The 24,368-nt window shown below is 40.1% G+C and carries 23 protein-coding genes; 2 read left to right on the forward strand and 21 right to left on the reverse strand.

What is annotated here, in order from left to right; translation table 11 throughout:
* Positions 1 to 173: 173 nt before the first annotated feature.
* Complete coding sequence (locus ACFILD_RS01000) at positions 174 to 539, forward strand: hypothetical protein (protein WP_273791326.1); 366 nt, start codon at positions 174 to 176, stop codon at positions 537 to 539.
* A 44-nt stretch (positions 540 to 583) separates the two neighbouring features.
* The gene (locus ACFILD_RS01005) at positions 584 to 1,033 is read left to right on the forward strand and encodes a hypothetical protein (RefSeq protein WP_273791317.1); all 450 of its coding nucleotides are present in this window, start codon (positions 584 to 586) and stop codon (positions 1,031 to 1,033) included.
* A 1,383-nt stretch (positions 1,034 to 2,416) separates the two neighbouring features.
* Here the strand turns inward: ACFILD_RS01005 and ACFILD_RS01010 are convergent.
* The 21 genes from ACFILD_RS01010 to ACFILD_RS01110 all read right to left on the reverse strand — a co-directional run bounded on the left by ACFILD_RS01010 (position 2,417) and on the right by ACFILD_RS01110 (position 24,073).
* Positions 2,417 to 3,178 (reverse strand): DUF4167 domain-containing protein, encoded by a 762-nt coding sequence (locus tag ACFILD_RS01010; protein ID WP_375662741.1) that lies wholly within the window; start codon positions 3,176 to 3,178, stop codon positions 2,417 to 2,419.
* Between the two features lie 1,690 nt (positions 3,179 to 4,868).
* Positions 4,869 to 5,312: a hypothetical protein gene (locus ACFILD_RS01015; protein WP_273791315.1), complete on the reverse strand. Its 444-nt coding sequence runs from the start codon at positions 5,310 to 5,312 to the stop codon at positions 4,869 to 4,871.
* A 921-nt stretch (positions 5,313 to 6,233) separates the two neighbouring features.
* On the reverse strand, positions 6,234 to 7,031 hold the full coding sequence (locus tag ACFILD_RS01020; protein WP_375631408.1) for a hypothetical protein: 798 nt from the start codon (positions 7,029 to 7,031) through the stop codon (positions 6,234 to 6,236).
* 90 nt (positions 7,032 to 7,121) lie between these two features.
* Entirely contained in the window at positions 7,122 to 7,448 is a 327-nt protein-coding gene (locus tag ACFILD_RS01025) for a hypothetical protein (protein ID WP_273791313.1), read from the reverse strand.
* Between the two features lie 698 nt (positions 7,449 to 8,146).
* On the reverse strand, positions 8,147 to 8,512 hold the full coding sequence (locus ACFILD_RS01030) for a hypothetical protein (protein WP_273791312.1): 366 nt from the start codon (positions 8,510 to 8,512) through the stop codon (positions 8,147 to 8,149).
* 138 nt (positions 8,513 to 8,650) lie between these two features.
* The gene (locus ACFILD_RS01035; RefSeq protein ID WP_273791311.1) at positions 8,651 to 8,938 is read right to left on the reverse strand and encodes a hypothetical protein; all 288 of its coding nucleotides are present in this window, start codon (positions 8,936 to 8,938) and stop codon (positions 8,651 to 8,653) included.
* A gap of 617 nt (positions 8,939 to 9,555) precedes the next feature.
* Positions 9,556 to 9,753, reverse strand: coding sequence for a hypothetical protein (locus ACFILD_RS01040; RefSeq protein ID WP_375664646.1), 198 nt, complete (start codon positions 9,751 to 9,753; stop codon positions 9,556 to 9,558).
* Positions 9,754 to 10,424: 671 nt separating this feature from the next.
* A complete protein-coding gene (locus tag ACFILD_RS01045; RefSeq protein ID WP_375664647.1) occupies positions 10,425 to 11,429 on the reverse strand; it encodes a phage tail protein in 1,005 nt (334 codons plus the stop codon).
* Positions 11,426 to 12,565, reverse strand: a complete 1,140-nt coding sequence (locus tag ACFILD_RS01050) for a tail fiber domain-containing protein (protein ID WP_273791309.1) — start codon at positions 12,563 to 12,565, stop codon at positions 11,426 to 11,428. The genes ACFILD_RS01045 and ACFILD_RS01050 overlap by 4 nt, the downstream gene beginning before the upstream one ends.
* Positions 12,562 to 13,044 carry a hypothetical protein gene (locus ACFILD_RS01055; RefSeq protein WP_273791308.1) on the reverse strand — a complete coding sequence of 161 codons (483 nt, stop codon included), beginning with the start codon at positions 13,042 to 13,044 and terminating at the stop codon, positions 12,562 to 12,564. Before ACFILD_RS01055 ends, ACFILD_RS01050 begins: the two co-directional genes overlap by 4 nt.
* A gap of 315 nt (positions 13,045 to 13,359) precedes the next feature.
* Positions 13,360 to 14,823, reverse strand: a complete 1,464-nt coding sequence (locus ACFILD_RS01060) for a hypothetical protein (RefSeq protein ID WP_273791307.1) — start codon at positions 14,821 to 14,823, stop codon at positions 13,360 to 13,362.
* 79 nt (positions 14,824 to 14,902) lie between these two features.
* The gene (locus ACFILD_RS01065; protein ID WP_375664648.1) at positions 14,903 to 15,073 is read right to left on the reverse strand and encodes a hypothetical protein; all 171 of its coding nucleotides are present in this window, start codon (positions 15,071 to 15,073) and stop codon (positions 14,903 to 14,905) included.
* Positions 15,074 to 15,157: 84 nt separating this feature from the next.
* A complete protein-coding gene (locus tag ACFILD_RS01070; protein ID WP_375664649.1) occupies positions 15,158 to 15,292 on the reverse strand; it encodes a hypothetical protein in 135 nt (44 codons plus the stop codon).
* 69 nt (positions 15,293 to 15,361) lie between these two features.
* Positions 15,362 to 15,607 (reverse strand): hypothetical protein, encoded by a 246-nt coding sequence (locus ACFILD_RS01075; RefSeq protein WP_375664651.1) that lies wholly within the window; start codon positions 15,605 to 15,607, stop codon positions 15,362 to 15,364.
* A gap of 21 nt (positions 15,608 to 15,628) precedes the next feature.
* On the reverse strand, positions 15,629 to 16,324 hold the full coding sequence (locus ACFILD_RS01080) for a hypothetical protein (RefSeq protein WP_375643517.1): 696 nt from the start codon (positions 16,322 to 16,324) through the stop codon (positions 15,629 to 15,631).
* 83 nt (positions 16,325 to 16,407) lie between these two features.
* Positions 16,408 to 17,526, reverse strand: coding sequence for a N4-gp56 family major capsid protein (locus ACFILD_RS01085; RefSeq protein ID WP_273791303.1), 1,119 nt, complete (start codon positions 17,524 to 17,526; stop codon positions 16,408 to 16,410).
* Positions 17,527 to 17,872: 346 nt separating this feature from the next.
* The gene (locus tag ACFILD_RS01090) at positions 17,873 to 18,646 is read right to left on the reverse strand and encodes a hypothetical protein (protein ID WP_375637709.1); all 774 of its coding nucleotides are present in this window, start codon (positions 18,644 to 18,646) and stop codon (positions 17,873 to 17,875) included.
* Between the two features lie 855 nt (positions 18,647 to 19,501).
* The gene (locus ACFILD_RS01095) at positions 19,502 to 21,352 is read right to left on the reverse strand and encodes a portal protein (protein ID WP_375654315.1); all 1,851 of its coding nucleotides are present in this window, start codon (positions 21,350 to 21,352) and stop codon (positions 19,502 to 19,504) included.
* Entirely contained in the window at positions 21,337 to 22,698 is a 1,362-nt protein-coding gene (locus ACFILD_RS01100) for a PBSX family phage terminase large subunit (protein WP_375664652.1), read from the reverse strand. Before ACFILD_RS01100 ends, ACFILD_RS01095 begins: the two co-directional genes overlap by 16 nt.
* Positions 22,699 to 23,412: 714 nt before the next feature.
* Positions 23,413 to 23,562, reverse strand: coding sequence for a hypothetical protein (locus ACFILD_RS01105; protein ID WP_375643514.1), 150 nt, complete (start codon positions 23,560 to 23,562; stop codon positions 23,413 to 23,415).
* Between the two features lie 184 nt (positions 23,563 to 23,746).
* Positions 23,747 to 24,073: a hypothetical protein gene (locus ACFILD_RS01110; RefSeq protein ID WP_273791298.1), complete on the reverse strand. Its 327-nt coding sequence runs from the start codon at positions 24,071 to 24,073 to the stop codon at positions 23,747 to 23,749.
* Positions 24,074 to 24,368: the final 295 nt, after the last annotated feature.

Consider the following 24,368-nt stretch of genomic DNA (forward strand, 5'->3'; position numbering starts at 1 on the left):
GGGAAAACCCATCTCAAAGGGGAAAACCCATCTCAAAGGGGAAAACCCATCTCAAAGGGGAAAACCCATCTCAAAGGGGAACTAAAAAACTTTGAAAGCGTTTAACAGTGAAGAAGCCCCTAGGCTGACAAATTGGAGTCCGCTCTGTCAACCTCTCATTTGGAAAATAATTGATGAATCCCCTTGTTTTTATCCTCTTATTAGTTTCATGTACAGATGATTTTAATAGTTGCTATTCGAACAATACAATGGTTAAAATCTATCCAACGGCTCAAGCTTGTGAACAAGCCATGGTACCGTCCACAAAAAAGTTTGCACTTTATGGACAACAAATTTTTGCCCAATGTATAAACGTACATGCAAATTTGCATCAACAAGAAGTAAACTTGATCTGGTCTGTAACAAACCATGGAAATTTTCTTCTTAAAAGCCAAAACGTAAAGGACAAGGTGTCTACAGTCCACAAAGAAGATATTTTACCAACATCGCTTCCTCTTTTGCATTCTTCTTCCACAAACCTCTTGCACAAAAAACTTTAAAAGCATAAACCCATCAGATCTCAAAAAAATAATCAATGAAAGACATGATGGATAATAAGCGAATGCAACCTTCAAAAGACCATCACACAGAGCAAAATTCTCTGCCTCAAGATCTCCCTTTAGACCCTGCCGTAGAACGAGTGAGAAAAAAACTTATGGGTTTAATGATTATTTCCGTTTTAATAACGCTTTTCCTTATTCTAACCGTACTGTTTTTAATTGTTTATAAAGTGATAACAACCGGATCAGCGCCAAAACAAACCGAGTTATCTTCCTCTCCCAGCAAAAACCCACACGTTATCCATCATACGCTCTCTCTACCGGAAAAAACACAGATTTTGTCGCAAAGCCTCTCAGAACACAATATTGTACTGAAAGTTTTAACCCCTGATGGACAAACAAAATTTATGATTTACAATTATCATACCGGTGCTCTAATCGCCGTTCTTTCTGTTGAAACAACAAAAGAGAGTTCGAAGATAATGCCTCATTAAGAAAACTAACATCAATAAGCGCTTAACATGGCATCCTTGAAGATTTAACATTTTCTGCAAGCCGACACTATCACACGCTTTGCCAACTCGTGGGTGTTGCCAACAGCCCTTGGCGCTAGAGAGAGTTCATAAGAGCCATTTTTATTCCTTTCTTATACAAATTTATCCACACGGGCTCTCCCCGTTTGCAACGTGCAAGCGAATGGTTTTTGTTGATTCAACATGGAACAAATTTGGACATGAGAGAATTCTAGGGGCTTAGGGGCTCCAACCTAACATTCAAAACAATGAATTATTATTATAAATCAATGTGATAAGTCTTAAATATTCACCACACGGGCGACGGCGCGTTTTTTTACTGTATCCCCTCACTTAAATCTTGGAAAAGAAGAAACCTTTCTGTCAACGCATTCCATTTTTAAGAAAACTGACATCACTTGGGAAAAGCTAATAAACGTGCAAGAAATACCTCTTCTTGAGTGCAAAAATTCAACATATTAATTTATAGTGATGATTTATTTTGCATGTCAAACGAGAATCTCAAATACTGTATGATTCTCCCTTTCAAATCTGTTCGTAAGAAACTGAATCAAAATCATTTCTTTACATATCCCAGCAAGGAAATGGATGAATAAAAATACCTCTTATGAATGATCCGGTATCAAAAGAAGAACTGTTGCAACATTGAAAATTAAAGCAATAACGCCCAGCTTACATCTTTTATTAAGCAAAGATAGCCGATGAATTTCACATAATAGAATTCATGAACACCAACGCGAAATGGGCATAAATACATTGAACAATATTAAATATAAGTGTGAATTAAATAAAACAACGACATTGCGTTCTTCATAAAAGAACTGCCTCTTAAAATACACGGATGCGGTTTTCTCTGTATTCCCTTACTTAAATCCCAGCAAAGAGGCAATCTTTTCTGTCAACACCCTTTGTTAAGTCTCAATACTGCCCGTGAACATCCAAAGAAAGCGCAAGAGGCTTCTTGAGTATATATAATTTACTATCATAATACCAATAACATCACCACAAGCGCTTATACAGCACCTTTCAGGTTTAAACATTTTCCGCTGCCTCAAGATTGACCACTTGAGCGACGACGTATCTTTCCCTGTATTCCCTTACTTAAATCCCAGCAAAGAGGCAATCTTTTCTGTCAACACCCTTTGTTAAGTCTCAATACTGCCCGTGAAAATCCAAAGAAAGCGCAAGAGGCTTCTTGAGTATATATAATTTACTATCATAATACCAATAACATCACCACAAGCGCTTATACAGCACCTTTCAGGTTTAAACATTTTCCTCTGCCTCAAGATTGACCACTNACCAATAACATCACCACAAGCGCTTATACAGCACCTTTCAGGTTTAAACATTTTCCTCTGCCTCAAGATTGACCACTCGGCGACGGCGTGGTTTTCTCTGTATCCCCTCACCTAATCCAGGCAAGGAAGAATCCTCTTTTGTTGCTGTTGATGCATCTCCATTGCTAGAGCTTTCTGCTGTTGTAAGTGAAAGCTCAAGAGATGATTCATCTTGAGTCCGTACAGTACGTCGACGGGGAGAACGACGTGTTTTTTTGACGGGTTCAACATTTTTCTCAGAAAGACTGTGCTCTTGATCTGTTTTTTCATCCGATAGAGCCTCTAAAGCGTTTCCACGTGCATCCCCATTTTGCGCTTTATCATATTGGCCATTGCCATTTTTTTGCGACGACATTTGTAATACATCTGTATCACCCTCGACAGCATCCTTTTTTTCACCATCAAGATTTATTTCACCGCATTCTTGCCCATTGTTTTCATCACGATTTTCGTTTTCATCACCACGATTTTCATCACGCCGAACCGATTGAGACATTTGCCCAGCTGCTGCTAAAATAATACGCAAATAGTGCTCGGCATGTTGTAAATAATTTTCCGACATAACACGATCGCCTGCACCTTGTGCATCACGCGCAAGGCTTATGTATTTATCAGCAATTTGCTGAGCATTCCCGCGAATTTTAACATCCGGACCGCTACTTTCATAATTGCGAGACAACGGATTAGGACCGCGACGATTATTATTGTTATTACCATTATTGTTATTATTGCGACCGCGTACCCGTCTATTTTGTTGTGGCCTCATCTTTATCCCTTTTTGGAGTGTTTGTCTTATTGTGTGTCTTAATTGACGCTTCCTCATTACATTATCTTTTGATAATGCTGATCATTTTTAACATACGATTATCAAGCTATCCGCGTTTATTTCACTCAAACGAACCCTACTGATATTGATAAAAGCATATATTTTCTTGAAAATCACAAAACAGCAGGGAAATCGTAAATCAAAAATTCCCTTTTTCTCTGTCAAACAGCAGAAATCTAATGATGTTCACGTAAAATGCCAAGTGTTTTTTTTAAAATAAACCATATTTCACTAAAAAAATAATTATCTTGTGGAAAACAAAAAGGAAAAAACACACACAACATACCTGACAAAGAAAAAATTCCTGCCAGAGAATATTAGAAGCTTCCTTTTTTGCTCTAAAACCACAGCTCTTAAAAACGCCGATATTCTCTACCCCTCGTGCATTTAAACCACAAGCACTTCCATCCCAACGAGTCACTGCGCGAACCTCTTTATTTTATAAATATAGCCTCTCTTCATCGCTAAAGCAACCCCTTGCGAGCGATAATCCACGATCGCTTCACAAAACCTCTTGATTTTTATAGATAGATTAACACGAAGTATTATTCAAGCCCTATAATCACCAAGAGATCAATCTTCTTTTCCAAATAAGCTAACGATACTATCAATTTCTATTTTAACCCATAGAGTTTTTAAGTTAATCACAGTTTTTATTTATAACAAATTGAGCTTAAAAATAAAATATTTAAATACAAAAAAATATTAAATTATGAAAAACCCGACCAATATATCAAACTTTTTTTAAAAAATCAGTTTCTTCTCAACAAAATACCCTCCTCAAAGCCTATCAATAAGAATGGCCTAACGCATTTCCTCACTTATCTTTTCTGATAAAGTATTTTCTGATAAAGAAAACTAGAATTATAAAACAAGCACATTTGTAAACCCAGCACAGCGTTTTACGCATGAAGAAGCCTTGAATGTTTATAAAAGGAAGTTTTTTTACTCATTTTAGTCATGTCTATTGACTTACCCCCTCAAAGAACGAAGATTCTCGAGTCACACTGGTCTGTCAACAATGAAAATTCTTATAAAATTCGTACAGTGAATTGGTTTATAATGATAATTCATATTTGTTGTGTTGAGTAAGAAAACTTAATACCGTAGGATTTTTCATTTTCTATCTGTTTTCTGTTGAATCAATCTCTTTTTCTTGCATGTTACACGTGGGAAAACCTGCGTGGAGTAAAAACAATAAAAAAGACTTGAAGTACCTCTTATGAACCGTCTCTAAGGCTAAAGGGCTGTCGAGAGACACCATTGGGAGCAAGCAAAGTGTGAGATAGTACCGGCTTACTCTTTTTTAAATCATAAAGATGAACATGCTCTATAAATTTTATACATTTTATGAGGATTATACCATTCACTAAAACCATTATGAAATGGATTTCCCACACTCGTTATTTCCCTTTAAAAAGCGCAACAAATCCTCCTGAAACTCTACCACGCCCTCCCCTTAAACATTTCAAGACGGCATCCATACCTTATGTCGCCACACCTTAAATAAGAAGTGCGATATAACAAGATAAATAAATCAGGTTGCTATTGGTCTTGAGGCAGATAGTCATTTAAGAGGCTTTTATTTTTTTATAAAAATTCGCTTCCTTTTAACTTTCCGTATAAAAACTTAAAAGTAATTGCGCCTTTTGCCTGTTTTATTTTCTTTTTCATTGAGAAAACAGTCTCGTAAGAGAAAATAATTTCCATCCCCAGGACGGACCATCGTCAAACATTGTTTTTTAGCACTATCAGAAAGCTTATCCCACATTTCACGAATAGCAAAATAGGCCTCACTTTCCAAATTAAGACAATGCTGATAAACTTCTCTTTTCATATCGGGCATAACGGAAGCAGAAATTTCCTTGCAATATACGCGCAGATCAAAAACAGGAATAACCAATTCAACGGGTGCTTGTTGTGTTACTTTTTTATGAGAAGAAAAATAACTAACCACCTTAGCAACAACAAAACACAAAAACACTATACAAAAAAGTATTATGCAAACAAAAGCAATCTTGCGATATAATCTTTTGAAATAAGCCTTTTGTCTTGCTCGAATTCTTTTTTCCATAAAGATTGTACCCTTTAACATCCCAAGAGAAGCTTTTACAGCAAAAAATGATAGAAGTATTTGTGTACACAATACAGGTTATAGCAACAAACGATCAAGACTCTTATGTCAAAAGCCCCTCTTTTTTTATCGTATAATTTTTATCGTATAAAATTCTTGTAAAATACTTTTCTCATGCCCTTTATGAAAAAATAGGGCTGATGATTTTCTTTCACCACCTTAAAAGACGAAGATTCTTCATCCATGCGGCTTTATAAACAATTCGTCTTCTTTAAGATACATCACATTGATTTATAAAGAGTATTTATTGTTTTTTCATATTGAATGAGAGATCCGAACATCGCAGGATTCTCTCATCCTAAATTTGTTTTCTGTTGAAACGATCAAAACCATGTCGCTTACAAGTTACAAGCGGAGCTGGCATGTGGATTAAAAACTGTACAAAAAAGGCATATGCCTCTTATGAATCGTCTCACGAACCAAGGCTGTCGTAATATTGGGAGCGAGCAAATACACTGATAGTACCCGGCTTGCCTCTGCATAAGCGTAAAGATGGGAGTGCTCAATGGATTTACCGTTATTCACCACACAAACACTTCATATATAAAATCTTACACGCCTTCTATCACCGCACTCTCAAAAGGCAGCACGACAACAAGATAAGAAATTATTGATGTAAAACTCCAAACAAAGAAAAGAACGGACTTTCTAATCGAGATCAACAAATACTGTTAAATCAACGCTTCCATTTTTGATGATGTCACACCTATGCTTTATAGCACCCCTATCACACTTCATAATACCGAAAAATTTTCTCTGCCCTACGCACTATGCGCATCAGAACCAATCAAATAAAACAGAAATGCGCTATCTCCCTACTTTTTTGTTTTTGATTAAATAGCAAGATATAGCTGTAATTCTTTAAAGAGCTTCATACCATAGATTCATTTTATACATAATATCATCAACAGAATGTTTGTATGTGCTGCAGGAAGAATCCCCAGAACGCTCCATATGACCACTGGATGAAGAGCTGTTACAGGATTCTACAAGAAATGCCAGTGACATTGGAGATAACGCATCCTCGCTATCAGAATAATAAGCTGATAAAAAAGTGTAATCTTGTGAAGGAAGTGTCCCCGAATTTACTTGTGATGGAGCGGCAACAAAAAGAGAATTAAAGGTTCTAGGACCAATGACAATATCACCATTCGCTTGCTGCATAATACTTCTTGCAGAGTATATATGATTTGTATTGATTGCCCCCAGCGAAGCCCATTCATCCTGCCATAAATATGCATAATAAAGATCCATAACTTGTTCATGTTGAACAACGTTGTCAGCAGACATGGCTGTATCAAAGAGTGAGTTAGGAACATAATAAAAATTTATATCTGGAATAATTTCATATAGCCAGTACGTTTCATCAGGATTATTAGCAATCTGTTGCCGCGCCATTCTGTAAACTGCATCCATATTTGCAGTTGTAGACACAAATGCTGAAGTCTGTTGAGCAATAGAGTGCCCAGTTACATGATGTATGATATCCTGATCATCCCCCCAAGGGGCAAAACCTCCTCCAAAGAATATAACAGATGGAGAGCGATCATCTATACGGAAAACCATATGGGGAGGATCAATAGCATATGACAGATTTACATCTGAAAAGAAAAAAAATAAAACTGTCACTAAAAATACTGAGAATGCTCTTTGAAACATTTTTATACCTTTGATATACACTCCATATTTTATACCTGTAACCTCTTGAAGCGTTACAGATATAAAAAGGGAGAAAAACCCCTATTGATCTTATTTTAAAGTGATGGCTAAAACCCTTTTTGCTGGCACATGACCCGCTTCAAAAATAACCATTACTTTTCTGTTCAAAATGACTGCGGTTTTTGCCAAATCCAAAATACTTTTTCCAACAATGTTATCACAGCCCCAAATACCTTTTTGAATGTCTGAAGTAGGGCTGATACCGTATCTGAGCTCTAGGCGACATTGTGCTCCTGCGCTAACGACTTGAACCGAATTGAGATAACCGTTTTGTTCATAAACTCCAGCATGAGAAACACCTGTTGTTAATGCTATCATCACCAAAACAATGGATATTTTTTTCAAAAAACTTTTCATAATTTACCTCTTTTAAATTTATTGCAACGGACATGAAATGCATCCCCATGCAATCTAATGGATATTTTTAGCCTCCTCGCCTCCTTAAAGACGAGAATTTTGACCAGCTTTAGCCCGTGATAAGGCTGCCTCATCTCAGTCTATTCTGACCCCTACCCCGCTGTTGCACGATTTATTTTACAGACTCTACAGCAAAGCCTTCCCTTATTGGTGCCGCGTGAATGATGACTTATTCACACAACAAAACATCGCATGCACAAGCTCTATCATTGGCAATACTACCACTGAAAATGTCTGCCATTGTTAATGTACGTGCATTCTACGGATTCAAAATGTGTCTATGATTTATTGCCTATCGCAAGCGGCATACTGTCAACAAAGACAATTAAGACAAGTATTTACAGCCTCACTACGCTTAAAATCTTTCTAACACCAAACGCTAGAATGAAATTGCCATCTAAGCTCAAACGACGATTGATGCAAAATTACTCAGTTTAAAATAGAAAAAACTGTAGTTGAATATCTTAAGATAGATCCTCAATACCGATCACTCATGAATTCTGTAAAACATAAACGATTATACTCTGAGTAAAAACTGTAAATCAGAAAACTGCTAGGGTTAAAATAACCTTAGTGTAGAAGATTGACCATTTTCCAAGCATCACTTATTTAAGTCACAACGAATACAGATAATACGCTTAATTATCACGCACTCTCAGCCCTCGAATAACATTGATTGGATAGTTACTTCTGTAACAAATATCAACGAATTGCGATGTACTGTAAGCTCTATAGGCCAGCTCAACAATCTCAGGACTTTGAATATGAAATGTTCTTCCTGTAATTTGTGACATTTCTGGCTCTTCTGTAGGCCTCGTTTCCAAAACAGAGAGAATATTTACCCCTTGCAAATTTTTATATGGAATGACAGAAATATTATTGATGATTTGTGATCGAACCATTGTTCCGCCGATATCTGAACAATCATCTGAAATAGTCCTCAAACGTGCAGAAGCTGGTCCAGTAAGACACAAAGCTAAAAATATTAAAATCAATTTTTTCATTATAGAATACCTCTTTTTCATTTTTGGTTGATCAAAAAAATAAATGCTCTATGGACAGGCAAATAACTATCCTGTTCACAACTATCTATCTCACTGCTTTAAAGGAGCTAAATCCCATAGAGACACAAATCGAGATGGTTAATCACCCATCGTTTTACTTTTATCCGCTTCTTCAGCGTCTTGTTTGTGTTTCACATCTTCAAGATCTTTGATAATCGTTTTCAATTGTTGTTCTAAAATATCCAAACGCTGTGTAAGTTGGAGAATATTTTGAGTCTGTATTTTATCAAAACATTGGAGATCTTGACGTGTTTGCTTCAACAGAGCATTCAAAGGAGCATGTCCCATTCTTCCGCTAGCATAAAGAACCACACGAATACATTCCGGATCATCAATATCAGCAATAGAAAATGGAAAAAGTGCCATTATATCCCCCTTTTTGATAAGCTAAACGCGTATTAAGCATTTGAATATCTTTTTCCGTTGTACGGCTCTTGCATTCTTCAAGACAATCTCAGACAATCTCAGACAATCTCAGACAATCTCAGACAATCTCAGACAATCTCAGACAATCTCAGACAATCTCAGACAATCATGTGAAAGGCTTTTGAAAAAAATTTCCTCATCGAAAATTTTTACAAGGTATTTTTTTAGATTATATTCTGTTTTCCACCTAAAATGATGATTTTACCAGCTGAAACCAAAGAAAAATGCATGATCGCCTTGCATGCTGTGTCAGCTTTCCCCAAAAGGACAAAGCCACCCCCACCGGTCTTTAAATAATGCCAATCGATAAACAACAGTCTGTTAACAATCTGGCTTCTTATCTAACGGATTTGACTCAGCTTCCCCTTTCAAAGGCATCCTTGTAATGCAACCTTGTAATGCAGCCTTGTCTAGAGTTATTCTACAAAAAAAGCTGTTTTAAGAATACGCACAGACGAAAGGCATCCCATGCATAAAATTTTAACCGCATCTCAAACAATATTATTTTACAACACAATGGGATAAACTATTGTCTTACAGATTTTCTCGTATCACTCTCATTCTGTTTCAAGAAGTTGCCTGATAAGCACAAAATGCCATCTAAGAGAGTTCAATGCCTCACCATGTACTACAACGCATCGCCAACCTGCTGCTCTTGCCAACAGTGCACCCATTTTGAAAACAGTGCGACCATTTTGAAAACAGTGCGACCATTTTGAAAACAAAGAGCCCTTTTTTCCTACACGCTTTGCCAAAAAAGAAAGCGCTCCATTTTGCCTTTTCTCGCTTTAAATAAACATATCCGTTGACCTCTTTCCACCACCTAAAAGGACGAAGATTTTAGCCCACATCGGTTTGTAAACAATCCAACTCTTCTGAAAGGATTCCGTCTGCTGCTCACTTATATGATTCACTTGCATAATACTTAACCAAGCAAATCCTTCTCTAAACAATTGCTAATGTATTAAATACTTTAAGCTATCTTACTGATATAACCACCTTCAATAATAGTGTTTTAATGACGGTGTTTTACGGTATAATAGGATAAATTTTACCCATGGGTTTTTTGTCATCGCACAGCAGCGCTTTAAACCCAGCACTTGAAATAATGGATCACGACACCACAAGAGAGAGGCATTTGGGATAAACTCTTTATTCCTCAGTAAAAAACGCCATGAATAAAGAAAGTTTTTTTGTTCTCCCTCTACCTTCAATAATCACTGTCTTGATCCTCTAAAGAACAATAGGCAAACTGACCTTTAGACATCCAACAAAGGCAGCACAAAAAATAAAGAGAGTTGAGTTTTTTCTAAAGCGCCTCAAAACTTTCTGCACAATATATTCTATAAGACTTTATATTCAATAAGACTTTTTTTCATAACAAACATTTTAGCATTTTTATCTTTCTCTCACACAGCTTTCATTCTCAGGCTTTGACGGCATAAACCACCGCCATATTGACGGGGCGTGTTTCATCCCCCCCTGTTTTTTGCAACAAGACCTTATGTTCATGCTCTCCCGCAGCCTTCGTTAACCGATCTTTATTGTAAACTTGAGCCAGATTTTTATAATATTCACCGTGATTCATATCCCAAACTAGCTTGTCAAACATTGGATAACTATGCTGGTGGTTACCTGTTGAATCTGTTTTTCCCTCATGGGTATGGGATTGAAAAGACTCTTCTTGTCGGCTTCCCAAGCGACGTCCTTTATCAATTTCTTTTCCACTATCGAGCCCCCGTAAAAACATTCCACGCAAATCGGGAACATTGAATGTTGTTCTCCCGTCTCCTTTTCCCCATGTTTCTCCCAGAACAGTAAAGAGATTGGCATAGTTCCTTCGCGAATATTCTTTACCATCACACAGTAACCATCCAGAGGGTATTTTTTCTGTAGCAAAAGTCCCGATAAATCCAGAAGAAAACGTTTCCGGTAAAGGAGGAAAGGGCGGAATTTCAGGAAGTTTTATAGTAGGATTGGTTAAAAACCAGCCATCAGCATTTTTTCCGGCAATATCACGCGTATAGACGACTTCATAAAGCCCCCCTTTTTGAATTTCCCCGCCCTTTAAAGGCATAATACCCTCTGGCGTTGCCATATAAGTTGGTCTTGGCGGCAATTGATTTAAAGAAATATTTGTTATTCCTCTGTTGACGCCTTGTGCTTTAAAGCGCACAACAATGCCATCCATATAAGTCTCAAAAAAAGACTTTGTTGCCAAACGAAGTGATGTCCTCTCGTTCTTCACATCGACAGTAAACTGTGTTTCAATCACGCCCCCATTATCCAACAAATATTCTTTGATGCGTTGCATCATAGCGCGAGCACTATCATTGACTGTGCTTGGCGGTTGCCCTTCTGCCCAGTTTATATTCTCGTCGACATAAGCATTTTCTGATGCAACAATTGACCAATCATAAATCGAACTCATAGAAGATACTCTTTATTCAAAAAGGGAAAACGAGCAAAAAATGAAGAAAAGAAAGCCGCAATTTTATTTTTAGATGCCGGCATTTTCTCCATTTTCATTTTTTCCATTTTCAGTCCTATTTTGTCATAATCAACATGCAATAACTTTGTTTTCGCATTGACATAAACAGCTTCAGGGTTCACACGCAACACGTCTTGCGCCATAACGCCCTGATAACGTTGTGGATTTCCCTTATAATTAAAGGTATAAAGTGGATATCCCTTTTTCTGCCCCACAGGGATAATATTTTCTTTTGCTCTCACATCACAAAGCCCTAAAATTCCTCCGACCAATCCAAGCACTTGCTGCGCATCACGCAATGGATCTTTTGTCACAGAAGGCATTGTCGTGGATTTTCCTGAAGTCGTTCCGTAATTTCCAGCAGCCTGTGTCCCGACCTGTAACAAGCTTTGCAATCGGTTCCAATCTTGATTATCTTTTTCTGACCATTTTTGGCGTTCAGCATCTAAGACATTTTGACGGTTTATATCTTGAATCATGCCCCCTTTCAAAGCATTGCTTTGCACGTTACTCTGTCCTTGATAATAGCTATTTGCCGCATTAACTTGATCATTCTGAGAGCGATCAATCATCTGGTTTGCATTCATCATATTGTTAATATCTTGATTATATTGCTGTGCTGCAGCATTTGTTGCCAAGGCGCCTAACTCATCGGCCAGCACACCAGTATGAGCCCCAGAGCCATAACGTCCTGCTCCCGACATCGATTGATTAATTGCATCGGACGTTTTATTCAGAGCATTTTGCAATGCAGTATTAAATTTACTATTGCTTCCAATCCAGCTTCCCTTAGCCATACCGGAAAGATTTGTAGCGCTGTTGGTTGGTGCATTCAACCATTGCGTTACCGTTGGATTGTTATAGAGCCCTGCTGCTTGTTGTAAACCGGTCAGCGCATTTTTTGTCATATTGCTAAGACCAGCGACTCTGTCTCCCTGATAAACGTTTCCGCCAATTCCTTTATTATAAAGTCCAAGTGCATCAGCACTGGCTTGTTTAAGAATATCAGCCGCCCAAGCAGGTGGAGCATTTGTTTGTGTTGTTGTCTGCACTTGAGGTGTGGTTTTTCTACTCATGGGTTCAGAACCTTTCTATATTGAATAAGATTACGAGAATATCCGTGATGAGCGAGCTTTTTCGCCCATCCAGTTCTTCCAAACATGTGCATTTCTTCAGCATTAATTGTTCGCGCCCATTTTTCGACTTCATCAATCAATTTGACCAATTTCAGCCCTCCCTCTCCAGCAAGATCAGAGAGAACGACGCATTTTTTTCCCGTATGGGTTATTTCAACTTTGGTAATTGCAAAAGCACTAAATTGGATTTTATTTTTTAAGACCAGCCACAATTGTGCTTGTCCTGTAGCGATTTCTTCAGCAATTTTTTCCAGACAAACATCATCCGGAAAGCGCTGAACATATTTTTTCAATGCAGCATTGAGAGCCTCTTGATAGGGAGCTATTTTTTCCCATGGCCACTGCTCTGTCAGATGAGCAGAATATAAATCTTGACTCTCTTGTATCATAATTTTAGCTCTTTTAGCTTTGTCACTCATCTCCCCTCAAATAACATTCCGTCTACGCATTTCACGCATTCCATGCCCCCCGCACAATAAAAGAAAAAAGCCCCATCATCCCTTTGTCACAACAAAGAGGGAACTTTTTTCTTTATAAAAATAAACCATGGTGCAGCCTATTTTCCTTTATCGCAGAAAAGCATGAAACATAACGCACCACCTTGTTCTTCATATTATAAAGACACAGCTTATCGCATTGTGCCTTTGTTTATAAAGGTTTGGGAAGCCTATGGGGCATTTGTTCTTTAATAATAGAGGCTTGAGCCTATCGCATGATATTACAAAAGGGCATGCCTATCGCATGCCGGCCCGCGTCAATTCCACATCAAATCCAGTGACATGAGTCCAATTCACCCCTTCAGGAATACGCAATTTAAAGCGATAAAACCGTGCCCTTGCACGACAGTGAATTTGTCCAGTATTATAAGAGGGCTGTTTTTCTGGCAACCAAACAGTTTCCTCTTCAAGAGATTGTCGAAAGCGCATTCCCACAGACAAATAAAACTTTCCACTATTGACTTGAGGCATAATATTTTTCACCCGTGTTATCATGCCATTTGTCTGCCCCATTTCTTGTGATGTCACGACACAAGCCATAGGACCCCCAGAAAACGAACCCAGTCTCCCCTGTTGATCAAATGCCCCCAGAATAGGCGATTCATTTTTCCAAGCTTTACTATCGAGAGAAAAGGACAAATCGTCAATATTCTTAGTCACAAAATCAAGACCTTCTAGGGTTGTTCCTGCTAAGAAAATAGGCAATATCATTTTGATATCGACGAGAGCTTTTGTCCATTTTTGCAATCCCCAATCATAAATGAGCAAGATACGTTTATGAAGGTTCTCATCAGAATCAACCATCCAATAAACACGATTATACACCCCATCGATAGCAGCAGACAGAGTGTACAGATTATCCTTCCTTGATTTTGCGGTCATCGTTCGATCGACTTTTTCGAACCCAATGGGTATAATCTGTCCCTCATTTGTTATTTGATAAAACCCGCCCTCATCGGCAAAGAATGCTAAATCGCCTCTACAAACAATTGATTCAGCATTTTTTGCGCCTCGTTTATCGTGGATTTTTTGGAAACTAAAAATAATCTTAGAGCCAGGGATAAAAGAACCAGCATAGATTGCAGAACGCATAAAGATAATTGGATTTGTTGTCTCGGTTGCCCCTTGGACGAATCCGCCATCAGGAAAATCTTGATAATCACAACTTTTTTTTCCCACGGTCCAAAATTCAGCATCATTTAATCCAGACCAATGAACCCGTCTTGGATACTCAGTTAATTTCATCAAACAAACGAAATCTCCCCAGATTCGAACAATCCCTGCCTGTGGTGGATTTCCTCCTAAATTTCTAAATGTTTTATCATGATTAATATCAATCACTTGTGGTTTATCATTGGCATTCACAGCAATGATAAAATCACCAAACAAAGCAAAAGACCACGGAGCATCAACATTAGCCAGATAAGATTTTCCTTTTTGGCTAATATCTTTCCAGTTCATTGTTGTATTATCAAGTAAGTAGATTTTATCTCTTGTCCCGACAATAATAGAAACCCCATTTTTTGTTTTAACCGCAAGAGTGCCTAAGATTGGCTCCGGACAAGGCTCTGATAAAGGTTCAAAACTTGGCATAGGGATATAGGAGCCATCGGCCGGGAGCACATTAACAAGTTCATCGGTAAAAATTCCATTGATATCCGCCACATCGGGTCGATAATCAGCGATTGGGAAAAAAGCCATCAAGACCCCCATAAAATCTTTGAAGAGCCCAGTGCCATTCAAAACACCAAGGCTTATTGATAAAAAACCACAAAAGCCCTTAAAACTCTAAAGGCATAAAATTCAACAAAATAAACAACCTTAGATTGTTTAACGCACCAAAAAAAACGATACCATAAATAATGGCCACCCCAACGCCATCCACCAGCGCCAAACCAAAATCAACTGCCCGCAATCCCCCCCCCCCCACAATGACGGGGGAAAGAGCCATCAAGAGCCCCCCCCCATAAAATCTTTGAAAAGCTCAGTGCCATTCAAAATACAAAGGTTTATGGATAAAAAACCACAAAAGCCCTTAAAACTCTAAAGGCATAAAATTCAACAAAATAAACAACCTTAGATTGTTTAAAGCACCAAAAAAAACGATACCATAAATAATGGCCACCCCAACGCCATCCACCAGCGCCAAACCAAAATCAACTGCCAGCAATCACATCAACCCCCACAATGACGGGGGAAAGAGCCATCAAGAGCCCCCCCCATAAAATCTTTGAAAAGCTCAGTGCCATTCAAAATACAAAGGTTTATGGATAAAAAACCACAAAAGCCCTAAAAACTCTAAAGGCATAAAATTCAACAAAATAAACAACCTCAAGTTGTTTAACGCACCAAAAAAAACGATACCATAAATAATGGCCACCCCAACGCCATCCACCAGCCCTTCACCATCAACACCCAACGCGCAAATCCAGCCATAAGTGACAAACCAGCCACCAGTGCCAAACCAACCTTCAACACCAGCCATAAACGATTTGAAATAAACTTTTTAAAAACGCATTGGGCGAATCTTTGAAGAACCTTTTTGGCGCGATGTTTCAATGCGCAAAGCTTGAAGCTGTTCTTGAAAATCTCTGAAAGAAACGGCGGCATATTCAGGATCTTTAAGGATATTTTTATAAAGTTCATATTTTGCCCGTGCTTTAATAAGATCAAAAGCATAAATCAACCAAGGGTTATCATCCTCTTTCAGCTGTTCATCGGCAAAATGAACAGGAGCATAAGAAAGCTGTACAGTTTCCACATGTTCTGGTGTTGGAAAGAGTCCTATTTTTTGATCAAGGTACGTATAAAAGAATGGCGTTCCTAGCGCAGGATGCATACCATATTGTTGATGCAACACTTCCAAGGGCTTAAAGAACAACTTTGTTGGTGTTGCATTCTTTGTTACTAAAAAGACGCCCTCCAAACTCTTTTCTGCTTCAATAAAAACCCCCTCTTCTTGCCCATACCATGTTTTACCACTCTGTGTTTTAAACGTCCTTTCTCTTTTTTCATTAAAGAAAAAGGGTTCGCGTTCACACAAACGCAAAGCCGTAAAAATTGAATCTTGAATTTGCAGGGAATATTCCGCTGTTGTATCATCAATTTCATCTTGAATAAGCGCGACCATATAAGCAAAAGTTTTAGAATGGTCTGAATGTGTAAGGTTTAGATTTTGGGGATCAGTGGATAAAGTGGTCATAAGCCTGTCCTTGTTTCTGGAAGCATTTTAAATTTTTCCCCCAACAGATCCCTCTTGTTGGGGGAAGAGAGCAAACATTCGCTTTAAGCGGGTGCTCCATAAGTTGGGATGACAATAGTGCCAAAATCCTGAGCCCCTTGCGTACTTCCTGGCAAGGTAAAGCAAGTTTTTTTCATACCAATAATGGTTTTTGCCGCAACCCCGAATTCTCTTTCATAGTCGAAGAGTTCTTCCACCAATTTATAGCGTGTCGCCCCTCGATCTTTACCAAAAGCAATCACAGCACTCTGCGCACCAAGCAGAACAGCCCGCCGCACATTTGGCACAGCTTTGTTAGCGGTTCCAGCTTCGACCCCTTCGGTAATATGTTCAGCTTCGCGCAAAACCACACCATTATACATGCCCAAAGACCCATCATAGAGCGGATTTTTGATACGACTTCCACTATAGATTGCCTTAGTAATGTCGAGCCATTGTCCCGCATCTGTATTGGTTCGCAATTGTGTCACTTGGGTTGGATGAAGATAAAGCACATAAACATTTTCCCCATCGATCCGCACGGGTCTAATTTTAGGATTTGCCAATTTAGCCCGTTCAACCGCTTTATCAATCAAGCTGAGATCAAAAACATCATCTTCTTTTAAGTCCTCATCTTTTGCTTTATCGTTAGGACGTACCACGCGTTTATTGGTTGGTGCCGTTGGCGCATTAAACCCATAATGAACAGGTTTAAGGGTAATCGTGCGTCCTTCAAAGTTAATTGTTTTTGCGGTATAACCACACACTTGAATGAAGAACATCATACTCAGACGATCTGCATACCAATCAACCAAACCATTTTTTGCCTCGGTGCGCAAATCATGGAGAATTCGTTGTTGATCAATCGTTCCCTCATTTTTGACACGCACGGCATGAACGAGTTCATTAATTGCCAAGCGATCATTGAGAAACTGTAAAGCTTCTTCATTGCCTTCCAATGTCTGCCCTTCGCTCACCCCATCGCCTAGCAACTGCACACGCAAATTAAAGCTAATAGCATCCCCACTTGCTTTTGTGGTTTCATCTTTTAATTGTACGATACTGTTTGAATCATTTCCAATCAACGGTGCAATTGGAAGTGCTTTTGAGACTTCTTGGTTTAGTAATTTAGACCATGTGCGCACTGCCATTGGGTCATTAAGTCCGATATAAGTTACAGTCATTTTGTCCTCTAAAAGTTTTATTGACATAAAAAACCCGGCAAAGCGCCGGTTGTTAAAACACCACATTTCATTTCAAATGGTGAATAGGTTGTTTGTGAGTTTTATCTAATTTCTGTTAGCGTCTGCCTCCCCCTTATAAGAGCTCTCCTCACCACATCCGTGCTGTGAGAAATCCCCCCGCATTCTCCTGCGCCAAAAGCCTCTTAACGTTCCCGCAAAAAACACTCCCCCGCATTCTCCTGCGCTAAAAGCCTCTTAACATTCCCGCAAAAAACACTCCCCCGCATTCTTCTGCGCCAAAAGCCTCTTAACGTTCCCGAAAAAAACACCTGCCACATTCTTGTTTTTAAAATTCTCTTCCCCCCATTAAACGATTAAAAGCGGCTTTATTTTTAGGATCAGAAACCCAAGCGCTAAACTCTGCTTCTGACATTTTATCAAGCATATCCAAAGAAATCGGCCCATTTGGCGTCAAGCCGTTATAAGCAGCAAGAGTACGTGCAGAATTGTGTCTTTCCTGTAAATTTTCACCCATGTTATTGGGAACATTTGTGTAGCCAATTTTTTGTGCAATAGAGTAAATCACTTCAGCCGGATTTTGATTTTTTTGCGCACAATCGCGCAAGATCTGCTTCAATTCATCACCAATCAACGCATCAATATTTTTGGGATCGGCCATCTCAGGATAGAGCGAAGCACAAGCTGCCAATTGTTTAGCCCGTGTTTCATAAATAAAATCAGCTGCTTGATCAAAATCATGATGCTTTTGTTTAACACTGGCAACAGACTGCTGAAAAAACGCATGCAACTGTTCTGCTTCGCGAGCCAGAGAAGGTTGTTGTTTTTCATGTACAAGCCCTTGTTTTTGGAGTGTTTTTCCCAACCATTGCATATAGCCCATAAAGTCTTTTTGCGGATCTGGCGCAGCATCCTCGCCCCCTTGAACCTCTTTTCCAGCCTTTTGCGAAGAGTCCTGTTGTTGAAGCATTTGCCCTTGAAAATTATCTTCAAGAGTTTTTTCTTCTCTTCCAATTTCACCATTTTCTCCCTCTTGTGTTGAGACCAGAAAATCTTGTTTCAATTGGTTTTGTTCTGCCGGCGTTAAGTGTTCTTGATCCATGACATTAGCCTTCTCTTTTTTTTAACAATAAAATAAAATTTTTCAGATAAAACAGCCCCATAAGCACTTATCCCCTCAATGCTCTCTCATCATTTAGCATCAGCATTCCCCACCATGTTCACCCCACATGACAGCAAAACTCCCTCTCCACCCTACTTTTCCCAACAACACTGCCCTATAAAACAGGTCTTTTAAGAAAAGGGAGCCCATACACTACAAAAATCGATAAGCCCATTCTGCGCCCACCATTCCCCACCATGTTCACCCCACATGACGGCAAGCCTCCCTCTCCCCCTTGCGTTCCCCCAACAGTCCTGCCCTACAAAACAGTTCTTTTAAGAAAAGGGAGCCCATGCACTACGAAAATCGATAAGCCCATTCTGCGCCCACCATTCCCCACCATGTTCACCCCACATGACGGCAAACCTCCCTCTCCCCCTTGCGTTCCCCCAACAGTCCTGCCCTACAAAACAGTTCTTTTAAGAAAAGGGAGCCCATGCACTACAAAAATCGATAAGCCCATTCTGCGCCCACCATTCCCCACCATGTTCACCCCACATGACAGCAAAACTCCCTCTCCCCCCTGCTTTTCCCAACAGTCCTGCCCTACAAAACAGGTCTTTTAAGAAAAGGGAGCCCATGCACTACAAAAATCGATAAGCCCATTCTGCGCCCACCATTCCCCACCATGTTCACCCCACATGACGGGCAAGACTCCCTCTCTACCTTGCGTTCCCCCAACAACACTGCCCTATAAAACAGGTCTTTTAAGAAAAGGGAGCCCATGCACTACGAAAATCGATAAGCAATTTATGATATATGGCGTTTATCAGAAGTCACGCATGACAAAGCACCCTATTGTTGAGCCTTTGCTGTCTGCAACATCTGCATTATCTGCTCTGTCCCCACATTATCCCCCATCTGCGCTGAGGCATTTTGCTCTTCTTGAAAAGAGTTTTGCGCCTTTATCGCAATTTTATGAATAAGTGAAGCTGGTAAAGGCGAATAGCGTAAGAGATCGAGCATAATCTCAGGCGTTGTAAAATTTTGCATCAAAGGCAGCAATTGCATGATCAGTGCAAAAGTACGCTCTTTTTCATTAAGACTTGTTGGTGCATCATCCACGACAATATCATATTCCAAACTTGTCACCATTTCGCGTGTCAGCGGCACATACTGGGCATTTTCATCACCAGCAATACGCACCAACCGCCCATCGGACAGATAATTTTGAATAAGATAGAGAATAATTTTTCCCTGTCGTTGCCGATATCGACGCAACCCATCAAAAAAGGAAGCCAAAAGATTAAGTGACGATTGTCGCCGTTGTTGCTCAAGAATGCCGGGCTGATTGACAGCTCGCGTCCCAATAAATTCAGAAGACAACCCCGTCACCTGTTCGAGAGCGCTCTTTGCTTCATTAAACAATTGGAAAAACCCTTGCGGAAATTGTGCCATGGGTTTAGGCTGGATTCTTCCCCCAGACACCGCCCCACTTTTCAACCAAGTAATACTATCGGCTCTAGCCCAACTCTCGAGGGCTTGTCGATCATCATCAAAAGCATCGCGCTCTGCCATAATTCCGCCTTTTGATTGGCTATTGAGCAAATGCATCACTTGACTAAAATATTTGTTTGCCCACCGTTGCGGATCTTTTGTAGGGCGCACAATTCCATAAAATTGCCGGCTTAACTTATCAAAAGTACCGGTAATACACTCCCATCCCAATTGATTGGGTGGAACCAAAGGCTTATCAGGCGCTTCAAGCAGCTTTCTACCTAAAAATGCCCGTTTGACAATTTTTCTGTTCAACCTTGTTGCTTGAACATGAGGAAAGGTTTTGCTTAAATTTTGGAAATCCTGCTCTGAATAATCGACAAACTTTCCACTTAGAGGCTCGAGAACTTTATAAACCACCTCGCGTTCAAACCAGCGACATTCTACCAATGTCACCATTTTAGGACGTTGATAACCACTCCCCTCTTCTCCTTGATACCCCCTCTCGGACTGATAACTTTGTGTCATCCCATCGCTGGTTGAATGTAAAAAACTCTGATGTTTAACCCAATCAGCATTAAGGTCACTCCAATGAACATGGGGAAACATTTCCTGCGCCACAGCAAGGGGTTTTTCATCAATATACCATAAGCGTTGTGCATCAATGAGATTAGACTTGACAGCACTTGCATCCCACACCATTTTCATCGGGTCTAAACGTGCAATGATTGGTTTTCCTTGCGGATCTTGTTCATAATCAAGGCGTGTATCTGTCCAGCCCATTCCGCAAATAATAGCATCTTGGAAGGCATCGGAATCTTCGTATTCCCCATCAGCTTCATCACGAAACCACTCAGCCGCCCCTGTCAAAATCTGGTTTGCAAAGGCTGCTCCTTCTTGTCGTGGAATAAATTGAACTTGCCTTTTATTATTGCGCTCCGCCCCAATCACGGCATTAATTAAAGGCGCAATACGGTTAAAAGTCATAACCGGTCTGTTTTGTTCGTGCAAGACAGCCAAGTCTTGCTCATTCCATTGCCGTCCATTATAAAAATCGTAATCTTCTTGGGCATTTTTTCGCCATTTTTCGACATGATCAATATCATCCTGATACCAACCCACGAGTTTTTTAAAGAGAGCTTGATTTTCAAGCGTTTCGATTTGATTAAAAGAAGAATCTGTAGAACTATTCATTAAAAAGCCATCCATGAAGTTTGAGAATGGTGAAACGAGCGATAAGGTTTTTTTCGCGCTCTAGCATTTGGCTGTTCATAAGCCACACACATCAGTCCAAAGGCATCGGCCCCATGGCTTGCCCAATCATGTTCAGCGCCTAGTCCGATATTGCGCTGTTCGTCGCGCTTTTCATGATACCAAGCAAGCGCTTTTCTGCCCGCACATGTCGTTTCACGATTAAACCATAGTGCAGGAAACAACCGCCTTACGGCTTCGATACGCATTTTCACAGCGCCTGTTCCTTGGTTAGGAATTATTTTGGTTTGAAAACCGGCTTGTTGAAGGGCACTTTCAAAACTCACATTATAGACACGATCTTTTGTTGCGCCATCATGAGGCAAAACCATAAGAGCCTTTTCATATCCCCTTTGAAAGACCCACCCCACATGTTCTGAGAGAGGTTGACCTTGGGCTTCATAATAATCGAGCACTCGGATTTCCCGTCCAACAAACTGCGCGACCCACAATGCGGTAGCATCAGCCTTTGCGCCTGTTCCCCCGATATCCCAAAAGATTCTCACCTGCATCAAAGGATCACGTGGAACAGTGGTAATCCGCCCTTCCATTTCGGCTTCGAGAAGACATTTCTGATAATAAGCCCCTTGGACAGCTTGGAGATATTCGCCTTCCCAAATATGGTTATACTGCTCTGATCTTTGCTGCAAATCGTCCATTCGATCACGATTGAGTTTTTCAGGAAATTGCGGATTATCACGCCAATTAATTTCCACCCCTTTGATATGAGGATTATCGACATTTCGGAAACGTTTTTCCACGGCTGCATTTTCATGGCACGGGTTCCATGTGACCCATAATTCTGCATTCCAATCTTTTCCTTCTTCGCGCAAAGTTGGAATAAGTGTTTGCCAAGCAGTCTCAGTCACGGGCTCTGCTTCATCGACCCAACAAAGGAAAACGCGCCCCATTGATTTAATACTTGCGATATTGCGATCAAGCCCAGCAAACACATAGACAATCCGTCCATCTTTTGACTTAATATATTTATCACCGATTTCATAATAATCTTGTAAAAAAGGATAAGCTTCGATAGCGCGTTTAATTTCTTCCAAAGAACTTTCATTAAGAGAATTTTGAAATTGCCGTGCACAAAGAATAATCCCGCGTTCTCCAGCCATTCCATGGCGATATCCCACAACAGCCGACATCAAAGCAAAAGAACGTGTTTTTCCAGAGCCCCGTCCTCCCCAAGCGGCTCGCACATCGGCATTTCCAGTAAAGACAGGAATAAGCTTTGGAATAAGAGCCACTTGAGCCGTATTCTGCTCAATTTTTTGAGAAATTTTCTGAACAGTTGTCATTATAAATTTTCATATTTTAGCAATAATTGCGCTTCACTCTTTTGCTTATCCCAAGTTTAATTATCCCAGAGCAATTGAAGGAAAAGAGTAATTGAGCGAAAAGAGCAATTGAACGAAAAACGCCCTTCTCAAAAGCAGCGCTTTACCTTCCTTCATCCTAATATTCAATAAATTTCACTTTTTTGCATGAGATCCCCTTGACCACACCTATGCGCCCCAAAGTCCCTATCCCCCCAAAGATCATTATCTCCAAGGGGTCCCTATTTTCCCCCATCACCGCCCCTCAAACACCGCGCCTGTCATCCCCCAACCACAAGCACGGTATCCCCCACCCAAATCATAGCCTCAGCACATAGCTCTCGGGCATATCCAAAGCCCAATATCCTCCAATATCATGCCCTCTCAAGCATCACCAATCCTCACACTTGTCTATCCCCCAAGATACCCCCACCAAAACACATGTATCCCGCAAGCATAACACTTCTCTCAAGTTTCATGCCCTCACCTATCAAAACACTGTTCCATATCCACCACACAAATACCCTGCACCAAATCCCCTCCAGCACACGGGCCCTTACGGCATCATTCACCAAAGCCCCTTCCCAGTATCACGAGCGCCCACAAGCACGATAGCCTCCGCTTCAATTCCCTCAAGATAGGCAATCACCAAAGCAGCCCCCTTCCAAGACATCACCCCACATCACCCACCTCAGCCTAACATTTTTCAATATCACAAGCCTCCGTTATCGAGGTATCACACTTCTCCGGTTCGCTATTTTTTGCATTCACTGGTACAATCTCAATACGCGAAACTGTTTTTGATATCTCCACACCTTCAATAACGAGAAAAGACCAAACCTTCACAAAAATCCAAAACAGTAGATAACAACCACGCCCCCTAAGCATTGTACCTCTCGAGTATCACCTCTTCAGCACACGCCCCTCTGTCATCGCCCATAAAATCCGGCGTCTCCACGTAGGAAGCCCAAATATCTCCCACCAAAATATTCTGCTCTCCAGTAAATGCCCAAACATCACAGCGCCTTCTTCAAGCCTCAGTTATCGAAGTATCACACTTCTCCGGTTCGCTATTTTTTGCATTCACTGGTACAATCTCAATACGCGAAACTGTTTTAACCTGCCCTTCTCCAGCCCCCTGAAGAGGCAACACTTTTGCCAGCAGCGAAAAAAACGGTACGGGATTATTGAGAGCATGATACTGAAGATAAGACACCAGCCCATCTTCACCATAGTGATATCCAGCCTGCTCCGCCGCTGTCAAAAGAGCTTCATTAAATCGCTTTGTTGTTTTATTTAAAGCCCCTTTTTTCCGCCCTCTTCGACGTAAGGGAAGACAATGTTCATCTACCATCATCATGTTCCTTCCAACTAAAGAGAAACCAAAACCTCAAACACAAAAAATGACATAAAAATCAGCAACAAAATTTGCCAAGCATTCAACAATTAAAAAATGGGACACACCCAAAAAGATAAGAGCCCACATAAAGCCCAAATCCTCCGCATAATTTTACAGATTCACATTTTTACGCTTTTACATCATTACAGAACGCAGCCAAATGAAACGCTCAAATCACTACCCCGCACCGTTCTGTAAACACGGGTCTGTCAACAAGCTGATTTCTCGTCTATCAGATTTCCCTGCTGATTAT

This window comes from Bartonella sp. CL162QHHD (assembly GCF_042195435.1).
Lineage (GTDB): Bacteria > Pseudomonadota > Alphaproteobacteria > Rhizobiales > Rhizobiaceae > Bartonella.